Consider the following 12,459-nt stretch of genomic DNA (forward strand, 5'->3'; position numbering starts at 1 on the left):
CTACCAATTCCAGACTTCTGCAGCATTTTGTACTTGTGCGCACAACAACATTATTTCTTGTATAAAAGGCAGACTGCCTGGGAAGCAATTCCCTCTTCTCTTCCGGTAAAACCCAGCTTCTCCTCTGTGGTGGCCTTGATATTCAGACAGTCAGGCTCCATATGCAGCGCTTTCGCAATGTTTTCCTTCATCTGTGGAATATGAGGTGCCATCTTCGGCTTCTGGGCAATGATCACAGCGTCAATATTTCCTACACCATATCCTTTTTTTTCCAGAAGAGAGGCTACATGTTCCAACAGCTTTACGCTGGAAATCCCCTCGTATGCCGGATCTGTATCTGGAAAATGCTGTCCAATATCTCCAAGAGCTGCAGCTCCCAAAAGAGCATCCATAATCGCATGAATCAGTACATCTGCATCTGAATGTCCCAGCAGGCCTTTCTCCCACGGTATCTTCACACCGCCAAGGATCAGATTCCGGTTCTCTGTCAGTCTGTGTACATCATATCCCATTCCCACTTTCATAAGATTATCCACATTTCGTCCCTGCCTTTCTTCTTGAAAGGGATTTTCCTGCATAGCAAAAAATCCCCATGCTATCGTTCGCTATTATACATGATTTCCAACTAAAAAGCAATCCGTCAACAGTTTAATATGCCAGGGATTTCTGTCTGACATTCCAGACTGCGTTGCAACAGAATTCTGCACAATTTTTATTTATGACAAAGGCCTCCCGGGTGAACCCCAGAAGGCCTGACAATATATATTCTAAATATTTGCATATCTTTAAATACAAAAACATTTGACACATTTTCCTGTGGACAGTACTATTAAACTTCTGCGATTACCTCAACTTCGCAAAGAACATTCTTCGGAAGAGTTTTCACAGCGACACAGGAACGTGCTGGTTTGTTTACAAAGTATTTCGCATATACTTCATTAAACTTGGCAAAATCTCCCATATCAGCAAGGAAGCATGTTGTCTTAACTGCCTTCTCAAAGCTACTTCCTGCTTCTTTCAGTACTTCGCCAAGATTCTTCATAACCTGCTCTGCCTGAGTCTCAATGGTATCTCCGTTGATCTCGCCTGTTGCAGGATTTACCGGAATCTGTCCAGATGTGAATAATACTCCATTTAAGATCATTGCCTGGGAGTATGGTCCGATTGCTGCTGGTGCCTTCTCTGTATAAACTACTTTCATGGTGTAAATCTCCTTTCAATTTTTCTTTTATTGTCTTCATGCTATCGCAAAATTTTATTAGTGTCAAGCAATTTTTTTGTACGAATCTGGAAAGTAATTTTTTTGTACAAGTCTGGAACGGATTCTGCCTTGCAGGATTTTCCTATTACATAAATAATGTTTGCTGCACAGTCTTAGGGCGTGTTTAAAAAATCATTCCCGCAATCTGCACGCCCCACTTTGTGGGAGATTTCACCCGAATTCGGTTGCCGTAGCCCGCTACGGCGCCCTCATCCGGGCGAAATCTCCCACAAATTGTGACGCACATCTTGTAGAAAGCCTTTTTCAAATACGCTCTAATTCAAATAATAATAAGCCATCGCTGAAATCCTCTGAATATTGGAAACAGCATCTGCTTCCTTTCCTGCATTCTCAGACATTACGCACAGAATATAATCCGTTCTAGCTCCATAGACAATTCCAATATCGTGCTGGCTTTTATCATTTTCACCAGTTTTATTCGCTACCTGAACAGATTCCTTAAGCCCGCCAGGAATCTTTGTTCTGGTATCCTGATTCAGAAGCAAAGACAGCATCTGGTCAGAATCCTCCGGACTTACACATTCTCTTCGGTAAATCTTCTCCAGCAGAGTGCCACAATCCTCCACAGAGGTCATATTACTGCTGCCAATCCCTTCCGAATCTGTATTCGAAGGCGCAAGCGTATGAAGCACAGCGGTCTCTTTATAGCCCTGTTCCCTAAGATACCTGTTAATTACACGTGCACCTGCATTGAATTGATTGGAAGCAGTCTGAAGCCTTACCATTTCATTAAAAGACTCATTGTCACTGTAGGTTACCATATTCTCCATAAGCCGAAACAGCTTGTCTGTCACAGTCTGACTAGCTGAATCTGCTTTCAGAAGCATCCCCTCAGCTATCCTGATTTTTTCCATATTTTCATAACTTGCAGCCATTGTAAATGCTTTTATCAGACTTGCAGAAGACATGGCTTTATCATTGATAGAGAACTTCTCTCCGCTCTTCAGATCTTTCACATAGACGCTCCAGTCCCCTTCCAAATTTTCTGTAAATTTCTTCACAGCTTTCTTCAGATTTTTGATCCCCGGATCCGTCAGTTCTTTGATGCTGCCATCTTTTTGGATTGTCAAGCCCTCTGGTGTAGTACCAGCTTCTTCCGCTAATACGCCGCTTGATTCATCAAAATAATAATACCCGGAAAATCTCTTTTCTCCCACATTCATTTCCGGGATATAATAAATACCGCCTTCCTGGCACACTCTTCCATTCCTATCAACATAATACCCGCCATCTAGTTTTATCTGTCCAATCTCTTCTTTTAGAATACAAACTCTTCCGGTACTGGAAAGCCTTCCAAGGTTATTTACCACATAAATCCCCGAAGTCCATCCTGCTTCCACAGTTCCATCTTCTGCTTTCGGGAGTGCTTCCTGTGAAATGGCTGTAAGATGTGCTTCAGAAGCTTTAAATTTTCCTGTCTCGTCGTGATAATAATATCCATTAAACACTGTTCCATCTACAACAAAATGGTCGAAATAATGTATAGCCTGAACGCAGTCTCCTGAACCATCTTCATTCAGACAGTAAAAGCCGTCACTTTTCAACATATATTTGCCATCACTGTTGGGAATAGGAAGTATCTTAGCTTCCTCTGTAACAGATGACAGGCTGCCGCCACTTTCTGATTCCGCCAATACAGTCAGAACTTCAGGCTTCCATAACAGGAGCCCGCTGTTGCTGCACCAAAATGCTGCCCCCAAAAGGACTGCCATTCCAGCTGCTTTATACAGCCATCTGGTTTTTTTGCCTTTTTTCATGTTATTCTCCTTTTAATAAGGGCAGTATAACCTGTTTCTGCTTTGTATGCAACCTCTTTGTTTTCCATAACATTTTTACAGGCTCTGGAATGTGTTTGAAAAGACTTTCTGCAGGATGTACGTCACAATTTGTGAGAGATTTTGTCCGGAATACTCTCCCAAAATTTTTGCAGCTGTGCTTCCACATTTGACAATGTACACGTTTTCCTGTCATTCCACTCCACCGGAAAAAGATTGCTGTATTCTCTCTGCCGGAACCGTTCATCCAAAAGGAGAATAACACCATGATCCTCCCTTGTGCGGATTACTCTTCCAGCAGCCTGCAGAACCTTATTCATGCCAGGATACCTATAGGCGTAATCAAATCCATTTTCCCCATTTTCTGTGTAAAAAGAACGAAGAATTTCCCTCTCATTTCCCAACTGGGGCAATCCGGTTCCCACTAAAATGGCTCCAATCAGTTTTTCTCCCAGCAGATCAATTCCCTCTGAAAAAATACCACCCATAATGCAAAAAGCTACCAGTGATTCCTGATTCTGTTCAAATTCCTGAAGAAACTCTTCTCTTTCCTGTTCCTTCATAGAGCTGTTCTGACAGATACACTTCACCCAGTTTACAGAAAATTCTTCTTCGTAGACTGCATAAACCTCTTCCAACATTTTGTAAGAAGGAAAAAATACCATATAATTTCCCTTGTGCTGCCATACCGTCCTCGCTATATATTCCGCAATTTTGTGATATTCCTCATATCCCCTGCGGCTATATAAGGAACTTACATCGCCGGCATTTAAAATACAGCGGTTCTTCTGTGAAAACGGTGATTCCACGTAGATTCCATAATCGTCCTGCCTGTTGCTGAGCAATTTCCTGTAGTAGTTCATGGGCAGCAATGTGGCAGAAAAGAATACGGCACTGCGGCCTTTCTTCAGATATTCCCCCAGGTTCACTGCCGGATTTACACAGAACAGTTTCAGGCGAAACAGACCATCTTCTCCATTCTCAGCATAAACTACATAGTTCTCATCTATCAGTTCTGCAATATTCAGAAAATTGCGAATATCAAAATAAAACTTTATTGCTTCATCTTCCAGTTCCACATCCTTATGTGCTTCCAGAAAAGCATCAAATTCTCCCTGAACCTTTAAAATCGTCATAATTATGGAACCCGTGCCTGGGAGAACGAGGTAATTTCCACAGTCCACCTGTAGTTCTTTCAGCTGTTTATCCAGCTTTCCAAGGGAGCGGTAAAGCCGGGGTGCTCTTTCTTTCATAACTTTTCGAACCCGAACAGCATCTTCCCTGCAAATAGAAGCGCTGTACATCTCTCTTCCCCGTTCTGCCAGATTATGAGCTTCATCAATGAGAAAGATATAATCTCCACCTGCACCTTCCCCGAAAAAACGTTTCAAATGAACCGTAGGGTCAAACACATAATTATAATCACAAATTACAGCATCCACCCACACAGACAGATCCAGACACATTTCAAAAGGACATACCTGCCATTTCTCTGCCTGCTCCCGGATAGTCTCCCTGTCATATCTGCTCTTCATCGTCCACAGCTCATAGACAGCGTCATTGACCCTGTCGAAATGTCCCCTGGCGTAAGGACAATGTACCGGATCACATTTGGTTTCGTCCATAAAACACAGCTTCTCCTTGGCTGTAATGGTCACCACTTTGTATTTCATTCCCTTTTCCCGCAGCACCTCAAAAGCTTCCTGAGCCACTGTTCTTGTAATAGTCTTGGCTGTAAGATAAAAGATCGTCTCCCCTTTCCCTTCGCCAACAGCGCGAACTGCCGGAAAAATGGTAGACATGGTTTTTCCTACGCCGGTAGGTGCCTGAATAAAAATCTGACGACTGGCTCCAATTGTATGGTAAACACTGCTCACCATCTTTCTCTGACCTTCTCTGTAGGAAAATGGAAATTCCAGGCTCTGAAGAGAATGATTTCTCTCTTCCTTCCATTTTTTCTGATAACTGAGCCATTTATGATATTCATCCAGAAGTTTCTGGTACCATTCTTTCAGTTCCTCTATGGAGATCACCTCCCGGAACCTTTTCACCACTTCTGTCTCCAGGTTGGCATATGTCATCTGGATTCCAATCTTCGACAAGCCTTCCTGAACACCGTAAATATAGCCATAACACATAGCCTGAGCCTTATGAACCTTCACAGGCTCTTCCATCTGTTCCACATTTCCATATATTCCTTTAATCTCATCGATCCAGACAACTTCATCTTCTGTAAAAATTCCATCTGCACGACCTTCTAACCGAATGTCCAGGTCCTCATAGCTGCAATTCATCCGCAAAGCAACCTCTGCTCTGTAGTCTCCGCCCATTTGTTTCTGAAGCTTCCGATGCAGTCTGCTGCCCTTTAACATAGCATCTTTGTCTATAGTACCTCTTCGGTTATCAAGATCACCGCTTTGCAATATAAACTCCACAAGATTTCTTACTGATATTCGTGTTACCGGATTGTCCATTTCCAATTTACCGCCTTTTACTGGTCTGCTGCCTTCCAAACAAAGATACCTTATCTGTAAGCATTATAACACGAATTTTACTTATCGGCCTATCCTTTCATAGAAAACTCCGGCATATTACTCCGAAAATGCAAAGCAAGCATCTGCTTCTGAAGTTTCTCATTTCTCCTTGCTTCAATGAATATGCTGTCACAAAATGTCTGCCACAGTTCCTCGTACTCTCCCATATCCCCTACGGTGCTCCCTGGCACCTGTATACGCACCCCTTTTCTCATGACGCACTCCTTCCCTTTCTCATGGCACAACGCCTTCTGCCTCTTCTCATCGTAGATTACCCAGTTCTCATTGGGAAAGCGATTGGAAAAATGAAGAGCCATAAGAGACAGGATATCATTCCCCGGCTGGATCTTCGCCAACAGAAATCTTCCGCTAATCTCTCTGAAACGGACAAACCCAAAATAGTGGTGATATTCCCTTTTCACACAGAGTGCCAGTTTCGCAACTCTGGATACATATGGATCTGCCAGTGCCTCCATCACACGTTTTTCACATCTGCCTCCCCAAAAAGCCCGGTGCAGCACATAATAAATGGCAGTTCCCCTGTCTTCATCTGCCGAAGCTGCCGCCAGACAAATCTGTTCGTAAACCTCGCTTCCCAGTCTCATAAGAATCGTCCTCATAACCTTACCAGCCTTACTCTGATCTGTAGCAATCTCCCGATAAGAAGTGAACAATTCCATGCTTACAGGAAAACTGGTCTGAATGCTCACTTTACAGCCGCCTGCACACTCTTTCCATCCATCATAGACAGCAGAAAAAATTCCCTCCATAGAGTCCTCACATACCAGGATTCTTTTCTCTTGATTCATATAGCTCCCACCTTTCTGTCCACATGATTCTTTGTATTTTCTGTATACAGTCTTCTGCTCCCCATCTCATCTCCAAAGAGGGATAATTGCTGAAATGCAGCTTCATTCCCATGCTTCCGGCAGTTCTCTTCATCCAGAAGATTACGGGTAATATAAGATTCCTCCAACCTGGTATTGTACATCATGCGGCCATTACAGGTAATAAAATATAAGGCACGCTTCAGAACCACACCAATCCTCTTCAAATCTGCAAATTCCAGGGAATGGGTTCTCCTGGCCCCAATGATTCTTCTGGCAGAGGTATAACCGATTCCCGGTACACGAAGAAGTTCATAATAATCTGCCTGGTTGATCTCTACCGGAAAAAACTCCAGATGTGACACTGCCCAGTCTGCCTTGGGATCCAGAAGAAGGTTAAAATCCGGATGCTTCTCTGAAAGCAGTTCTGAAGCCCGAAAACCATAAAACCGCATAAGCCAGTCTGCCTGATAAAGTCGGTGTTCTCGAAGAAGAGGCGGACCTGATAAGGACATGAGCAGATCCTTATCTTCATTTACGGCGACAAAAGCCGAATAAAAAACTCTTTTTAATGCAAAGTTCTTATACAAAGATTCTGCTACTGACACGATCTGATAATCACTCTCCCCCATAGCTCCAATAATCATCTGGGTACTTTGACCGGCTGATACAAACTTAGGGGCATGACGGTACAGAACCAATTCCTCCTTATTCTGATCTCGCTGCTGCTGAATCTGCTTCATGGGGCGAAGAATGGTTTGCCTGCTCTTATGCGGTGCCAGTTTCCTAAGCCCGTCTGCAGTAGGAAGTTCCAGGTTCACGCTCATGCGATCTGCCAGATACCCCGCCCTGGCGATCAGTTCAGGAGCAGCACCTGGAATGGCTTTCAAATGAATATATCCCTGAAAATGATATTTATTACGAAGAAGATTTACTGTACAAAGCAGTTCTTCCATAGTCCTGTCTGGACTTTCCTTTACTCCGGAACTTAAAAACAGTCCTTCAATATAGTTCCTCCTATAAAATTCCATAGTCAGACGACACACTTCTTCTGGGGTAAAACTGGTACGCACCACATCATTGGAGGCTCTGTTTATACAGTATTTACAGTCAAATACACATTCATTTGTATAAAGGATCTTCAAAAGACTGATACATCTGCCATCCTGAGCAAAACTATGACAGATTCCGGCAGCAATGCTGTTTCCCATGCCCTTTCCATCTCCCTTTCGATCCACACCACTGGATGTGCAAGCCACATCATATTTCGCGGCATCCGATAAAATCTCCAGCTTCCGCTTCAATGTCATTGATTCCTGAATAATCATCCCGTAACAAAGCTCCTTTTATGTAATCTGTGTTTCGCATTCTTTATTATTCTCAATTTCAGAACATTTGTTCTTGTTTCATTTTAGAACATATGTTCTGTTTTGTCAATATCATAAAACGGCACGAAATTTTTTCTATACAAAAAGAGCCATAAATCAAAGATTAATTCTAACACTACCTTTGATTTACGGCTCTTATCTCATTCTTTTACTATTAAAGCTCCCGGACGACAGCCAGAAATGGTACATGCTTACATCAGCGAATTCATGAATACCAGACGTTCTGAACGTATGAGCAGATTTTCATATATGTGAATGCTGCCGACAGGTGACCTATCCACTCAATTTCAAATCTGTGTCAGCACAAAAATATCATAAATTGCTTTCACTGCATTTTCAAAATCACGGTTTTCCACACCGATAATAATATTCAGCTCACTGGAACCCTGGTCAATCATCTTGACGTTTACATTTGCATGTGCGAGGGCAGAGAAAATTCTTCCGGCTGTACCGCGGGTGGATTTCATTCCACGTCCTACAACTGCGATCAGGGCAAGGTCAGATTCCATTTCCACAAAATCCGGCTGAACCAGGCGATGGATTCCCGCAATTACCTGCTGCTCCTTTTCTTCAAACTCATCCTGGTGAACATATACTGTCATGGTATCAATACCGGATGGAACATGCTCAAAACTGATTCCCTGGTCTTCAAATACCTGAAGCACTCTTCTGCCAAATCCGATTTCACTGTTCATCATGGACTTCTCAATGTTGATAGAACAGAAACCTTTCTTTCCTGCAATACCGGTTATGGTATATTTCGGCTTGCGGCAGGTACTCTCCACAATAAAAGTTCCCTTATCCTCCGGACGGTTGGTGTTGCGGATATTAATCGGAATTCCCTCTTTTCTTACAGGGAAAATAGCATCTTCATGAAGAACAGTAGCTCCCATGTAGGAAAGCTCACGAAGTTCACGGTATGTAATGGTCTCAATCACAGCCGGATTCTTTACAATTCTCGGGTCTGTTACAAGGAAACCGGATACATCAGTCCAGTTTTCATACATATCAGCCTTAATTGCCTTGGCAACCAGAGAACCTGTCACATCAGAACCACCTCTGGAAAAAGTGGTCACAGTTCCATCGTCCTTTGCACCATAGAAGCCCGGCACAACTGCATTCTCACATTTGGAAAGACGCTTGTTCAGAAGTTTGTCTGTCTTCTCTGAATCCAGATTTCCGTTTTTATCAAAACGGATTACTTCTGCTGCATCCACAAATTCATAACCAAGATAAGCAGCCATCACTTTGCCGTTCAGATATTCTCCACGGGAAGCGGCGTAATCCCTGCCAATCTGTGCTTTAAAATTCTCTTTGATCAACTGGAAATCCTCTTCCATGGAAAGAGCAAGGCCAAGCCCTTTAATAATCTCATAATAACGAGATTTGATTTCTTCTAAAACCTTTTCAAAATCACCGCCATTTGCAGCTGCGTCATAACAGCTGTAAAGAAGATCTGTTACCTTCGTGTCCCCGTCAAATCTCTTACCTGGTGCAGAAGGAACAACAAAACGTCTGCTCTCTTCACTTCTGATAATATCTCCGACTTTTTCAAACTGCTCCGCATTTGCAAGGGAGCTTCCGCCAAACTTTACAACTTTTCTCATAATCCTTATGCTCCTCAAAAACTTTTTCTCCATTTTATGAAAAAATTCGACTTTTTGCAAGGGTTTTTTCGATTTAATTCGTGAAAGTGTTAAATACCTCCAATACCCGCAGCTGTTCTCCATCTACTTTAAAATGAATATCCCAGGATCCAAAAGACATTCCGTATTTTCTTTCAGGGTCCTTCTGATACCCAGGTCTTGGATCGTTTGCAAGGACAGCAAGAAGCGCTTCTCTTTTTTCCACTGGAATCTTCTTCAAAAGCTCTTCCGGAAACTCTACTTTCAGCTTATGATCCTGAATCTGGTCGGTAAATCCGCCTGCTGCTTCCGGATGGCTGTCCACGTAAGCCAGATAGGGCTTTATATCATAAATAGGTGTTCCGTCCATAAGATCCGCTCCTGATACATGAAGCACCGGTCCATACTTTTCAGAAAACTCTACGCTCTCCAGCCTTACACTGGAAAGTCCTATGGGATTTGGACGAAAAGGAGACCTTGTAGCAAAAACGCCCATTCTGACGTTTCCCCCAAGTCTTGGAGGACGCACTGTAGGAGACCACTCCTTGCGGACAGCCTGTGAAAATTCCCAGATCAGCCAGATATGGGTATACTCTTCCAGCCCTCGAAATGCCTCATGGTTCCGATATTCCGGTTCAAAAATAATATCCGCCTTTAGTTCCTGTATTCTGCCGCTCTGATGGGGAATTCCAAATTTCGTTGGAAAATCACTTCTGATATGAGCAATTACTTTCATTTCCATTGTTTATTATACCTTTATCAATCTTTATGTGTGCTCCTATAAACCCGCAGATATCATCTATAAACAGCGAACCTCTATTCCTCATGTCCGCCGCTTTTTTCTTCCTCCTTGATTTCCCAGTGAAGCAGGAACGTAAGAGCTGCACGAAGAGCAATAATTCCGGCTACAATTCCGATTTCCTTCCACTCACGTACCACTACAGTACGTAGAATCTCACTTCCCATTTTAAATTCCAGTCCCATGGCAAGTCCCCTCGCCAGATAGACACCAGTATCTCCGGCATGTTTCAGCCACTTGATAAATCCGGTAATTCCACTCCAGATAATAATGGCAACTCCAATAAACTCAAAAATTACAATGGCGAAACCAGCAATATTCTCCAGAACCCACTCCATAATTCCAGTTATGGTCGTCATCATAGGTACCTCCTTTTTCCTGCTGACAGGATACCTTTTCTTACAGAATATATTTTCATTGCTACACAGCCTGTAAACAGCAACAGTTTCTTATTTTTGCTCCAGCCAGGTCACCACTTCTGTGTGATCTGTAAAACAAAACATTTCCACAGGCTGGATTTCTTTAACTATATAATTTTTTCTCGTAAGGAAATTAAGGTCTCTTGCAAGTGTTTCCGGGTTACAGGAAATGTAAACAATTTTCTTCGGAGAGAGTTTTATTACGGAATTCAGGAATTTCTCGCTGCTGCCTGAGCGGGGAGGATCCATAAATACCACATCTGCCTTTTCACCAGCTTCTGCCATTGCCTCCATAAATTCACCGGCATCACCCTGGCGGAAAGATATGTTTACCACCTTATTCTCTCTTGCATTGATCCTTGCATCCCTGACTGCATCTTTATTCAGTTCCACTCCGACCACTTCTCTTGCCTTACCAGAAGCTACCAGACCAATGGTGCCAATTCCACAATATGCATCAATGACTTTTTCTTTCCCTGTCAGCCCTGCAAATTCCACAGCTTTTCCATAAAGAATTTCGGTCTGCACTGAATTTACCTGATAGAAGGATTTTGGTGAAATACGGAAGGATTTTCCACAAAGGGTATCACGGATAAATCCCTTACCATAAAGTACGATTTCCCGCTCGCCAAGAACCATGCTTGTATTTTTGTCATTAATATTTAATACCACAGTACTGATCTCTGGATGAACTTTTCTTAATGCCTTCACAAAGTTATTCTTGGATGGAAAAATAGGAGAGGCGACCACCAGTACTACCATTACCTCACCTGTAGAAAAGCCACGACGCACCAGTACATGGCGCAGAAGTCCATATCCGGTATCCTCATCATATGTTTTGATCTTAAAAGACTTCAGCATTCCCCGAATGGTACGGATGATTTCCTGACTCTTCTTATCCTCAATCAGACACTGTTCAATAGAAACCACTCTGTGGGTACCAGCCTCATAAATTCCAGAAATAATATTTCCCTTCCGGTCACGGTCAAATACAGCATGAACTTTATTCCGGTAAAAATAAGGATCTTTCATTCCAATTACCGGCTTCACATTCCCAAACTTCTTCAAAAGCCCCTGTACCTGATTTTGTTTCTTTTTAAGCTGTGCGGAATAAGGCACACCCTGATACTGGCACCCACCGCACTTTTTTGCGTATGGACAGACTGTCTGTGTTTTTTTCTCTTCCATAAATTCTCCCTTATCTTTATTTTGCTTTTCGTTCTTCATAATATCTAACTAGAGCGTGCTCTAGCTTCAGCGCCGCCAACGCACTAAAAGTGCCTACAAGGGCTCCAGCCAGCACATCTGTAGGATAGTGTACTCCCACGTACAATCGGGACAAAGCGATCAGTACTGCCAGGACCATGGCTGCTTTTCCCCATTTTCCAGGAAAGGCTTTATAATATACGCCTGCACAGGCAAAAGATGCGCAGGTATGACCTGATGGAAAAGAATAGTCCTTCAGCCTGGCAACCAGAGGCACAAGTCCCTCCACAGAATCATAAGGTCTTATACGCGCTACCAGATCCTTAAGGCATAAATTCGTAACCACTGCCCCTATAGCTAGTGCCAGAAGTGCGGTTACACCTGCCTTTCTTGTCTTCTTTGGAAAAAGAAAGAGCAGCCCCAAAACAATCCAGAACCAGCCTCCGTCTCCTAGAAAGGTAATTCCCTTCCACAGCCAGGTAAACAGATCACTTCTTAAATACTGCTGTATAAAAAGCAGAATCTGTGCATCAATATTATGTATCCATTCAAGCAATTCCACTTATCCTCCACCCGCTTTCAATTCTGATTGCTGTCTATATAT

The 12,459-nt window shown here is 42.9% G+C and carries 11 protein-coding genes and 2 pseudogenes; 1 reads left to right on the top strand and 12 read right to left on the bottom strand.

All coding sequences use genetic code 11. The annotated features are described in order from the left end of the window. Positions 1 to 50: 50 nt before the first annotated feature. The 3 genes from ispF to AB5642_RS12165 all read right to left on the bottom strand — a co-directional run bounded on the left by ispF (position 51) and on the right by AB5642_RS12165 (position 1,496). On the bottom strand, positions 51 to 524 hold the full coding sequence (ispF, locus tag AB5642_RS12155) for a 2-C-methyl-D-erythritol 2,4-cyclodiphosphate synthase (protein ID WP_118579255.1): 474 nt from the start codon (positions 522 to 524) through the stop codon (positions 51 to 53). A 305-nt stretch (positions 525 to 829) separates the two neighbouring features. After that, positions 830 to 1,201 carry a RidA family protein gene (locus AB5642_RS12160; RefSeq protein ID WP_118579109.1) on the bottom strand — a complete coding sequence of 124 codons (372 nt, stop codon included), beginning with the start codon at positions 1,199 to 1,201 and terminating at the stop codon, positions 830 to 832. A 184-nt stretch (positions 1,202 to 1,385) separates the two neighbouring features. After that, entirely contained in the window at positions 1,386 to 1,496 is a 111-nt protein-coding gene (locus tag AB5642_RS12165) for a DUF6783 domain-containing protein (RefSeq protein WP_308768471.1), read from the bottom strand. On the opposite strand from AB5642_RS12165, the pseudogene AB5642_RS12170 reads away from it, so the two are divergent. Continuing rightward, positions 1,446 to 1,646 (top strand): annotated as a pseudogene (locus tag AB5642_RS12170) (DUF6783 domain-containing protein); the annotation flags it as partial. The gene AB5642_RS12165 and the pseudogene AB5642_RS12170 sit on opposite strands and share 51 nt — an antisense overlap. Here AB5642_RS12170 and AB5642_RS12175 read toward each other — a convergent pair. The 9 genes and pseudogenes from AB5642_RS12175 to AB5642_RS12215 all read right to left on the bottom strand — a co-directional run. Next, positions 1,630 to 3,039 (bottom strand): annotated as a pseudogene (locus tag AB5642_RS12175) (serine hydrolase); the annotation flags it as partial. The pseudogenes AB5642_RS12170 and AB5642_RS12175 overlap by 17 nt on opposite strands. 122 nt (positions 3,040 to 3,161) lie before the next feature. After that, positions 3,162 to 5,531, bottom strand: coding sequence for an ATP-dependent DNA helicase (locus AB5642_RS12180; protein ID WP_368371647.1), 2,370 nt, complete (start codon positions 5,529 to 5,531; stop codon positions 3,162 to 3,164). An 89-nt stretch (positions 5,532 to 5,620) separates the two neighbouring features. Continuing rightward, positions 5,621 to 6,400 carry a TIGR03915 family putative DNA repair protein gene (locus tag AB5642_RS12185; protein ID WP_173718267.1) on the bottom strand — a complete coding sequence of 260 codons (780 nt, stop codon included), beginning with the start codon at positions 6,398 to 6,400 and terminating at the stop codon, positions 5,621 to 5,623. Next, the gene (locus AB5642_RS12190) at positions 6,397 to 7,728 is read right to left on the bottom strand and encodes a putative DNA modification/repair radical SAM protein (RefSeq protein WP_368371648.1); all 1,332 of its coding nucleotides are present in this window, start codon (positions 7,726 to 7,728) and stop codon (positions 6,397 to 6,399) included. The genes AB5642_RS12185 and AB5642_RS12190 overlap by 4 nt, the downstream gene beginning before the upstream one ends. A 365-nt stretch (positions 7,729 to 8,093) precedes the next feature. Beyond that, positions 8,094 to 9,413, bottom strand: a complete 1,320-nt coding sequence (locus tag AB5642_RS12195; RefSeq protein WP_148462768.1) for an aspartate kinase — start codon at positions 9,411 to 9,413, stop codon at positions 8,094 to 8,096. A gap of 73 nt (positions 9,414 to 9,486) precedes the next feature. Beyond that, complete coding sequence (tsaA, locus tag AB5642_RS12200) at positions 9,487 to 10,167, bottom strand: tRNA (N6-threonylcarbamoyladenosine(37)-N6)-methyltransferase TrmO (protein ID WP_173718284.1); 681 nt, start codon at positions 10,165 to 10,167, stop codon at positions 9,487 to 9,489. An 80-nt stretch (positions 10,168 to 10,247) separates the two neighbouring features. Beyond that, a complete protein-coding gene (locus AB5642_RS12205) occupies positions 10,248 to 10,592 on the bottom strand; it encodes a DUF1622 domain-containing protein (protein WP_173718265.1) in 345 nt (114 codons plus the stop codon). An 87-nt stretch (positions 10,593 to 10,679) separates the two neighbouring features. After that, positions 10,680 to 11,837: a 23S rRNA (uracil(1939)-C(5))-methyltransferase RlmD gene (rlmD, locus tag AB5642_RS12210; protein ID WP_118579264.1), complete on the bottom strand. Its 1,158-nt coding sequence runs from the start codon at positions 11,835 to 11,837 to the stop codon at positions 10,680 to 10,682. A 16-nt stretch (positions 11,838 to 11,853) separates the two neighbouring features. Next, the gene (locus AB5642_RS12215) at positions 11,854 to 12,417 is read right to left on the bottom strand and encodes a phosphatase PAP2 family protein (RefSeq protein ID WP_118579130.1); all 564 of its coding nucleotides are present in this window, start codon (positions 12,415 to 12,417) and stop codon (positions 11,854 to 11,856) included. Positions 12,418 to 12,459: the final 42 nt, after the last annotated feature.

The sequence above is a fragment of the Ruminococcus sp. 1001136sp1_2201st1_G3_2201SCRN_220225 genome (genome assembly GCF_040924365.1).
In the GTDB taxonomy this organism is placed as follows: domain Bacteria; phylum Bacillota; class Clostridia; order Lachnospirales; family Lachnospiraceae; genus Blautia_A; species Blautia_A faecis.

Excerpts from the sequence above, each read along its gene's own strand:
- ispF (WP_118579255.1), bottom strand. The coding sequence starts at position 524 with ATGAAAGTGGGAATGGGATATGATGTACACAGACTGACAGAGAACCGG.
- AB5642_RS12160 (WP_118579109.1), bottom strand. The coding sequence starts at position 1,201 with ATGAAAGTAGTTTATACAGAGAAGGCACCAGCAGCAATCGGACCATAC.
- AB5642_RS12180 (WP_368371647.1), bottom strand. The coding sequence starts at position 5,531 with ATGGACAATCCGGTAACACGAATATCAGTAAGAAATCTTGTGGAGTTT.
- AB5642_RS12185 (WP_173718267.1), bottom strand. The coding sequence starts at position 6,400 with ATGAATCAAGAGAAAAGAATCCTGGTATGTGAGGACTCTATGGAGGGA.
- AB5642_RS12190 (WP_368371648.1), bottom strand. The coding sequence starts at position 7,728 with ATGACATTGAAGCGGAAGCTGGAGATTTTATCGGATGCCGCGAAATAT.
- AB5642_RS12195 (WP_148462768.1), bottom strand. The coding sequence starts at position 9,413 with ATGAGAAAAGTTGTAAAGTTTGGCGGAAGCTCCCTTGCAAATGCGGAG.
- tsaA (WP_173718284.1), bottom strand. The coding sequence starts at position 10,167 with ATGAAAGTAATTGCTCATATCAGAAGTGATTTTCCAACGAAATTTGGA.
- AB5642_RS12205 (WP_173718265.1), bottom strand. The coding sequence starts at position 10,592 with ATGATGACGACCATAACTGGAATTATGGAGTGGGTTCTGGAGAATATT.
- rlmD (WP_118579264.1), bottom strand. The coding sequence starts at position 11,837 with ATGGAAGAGAAAAAAACACAGACAGTCTGTCCATACGCAAAAAAGTGC.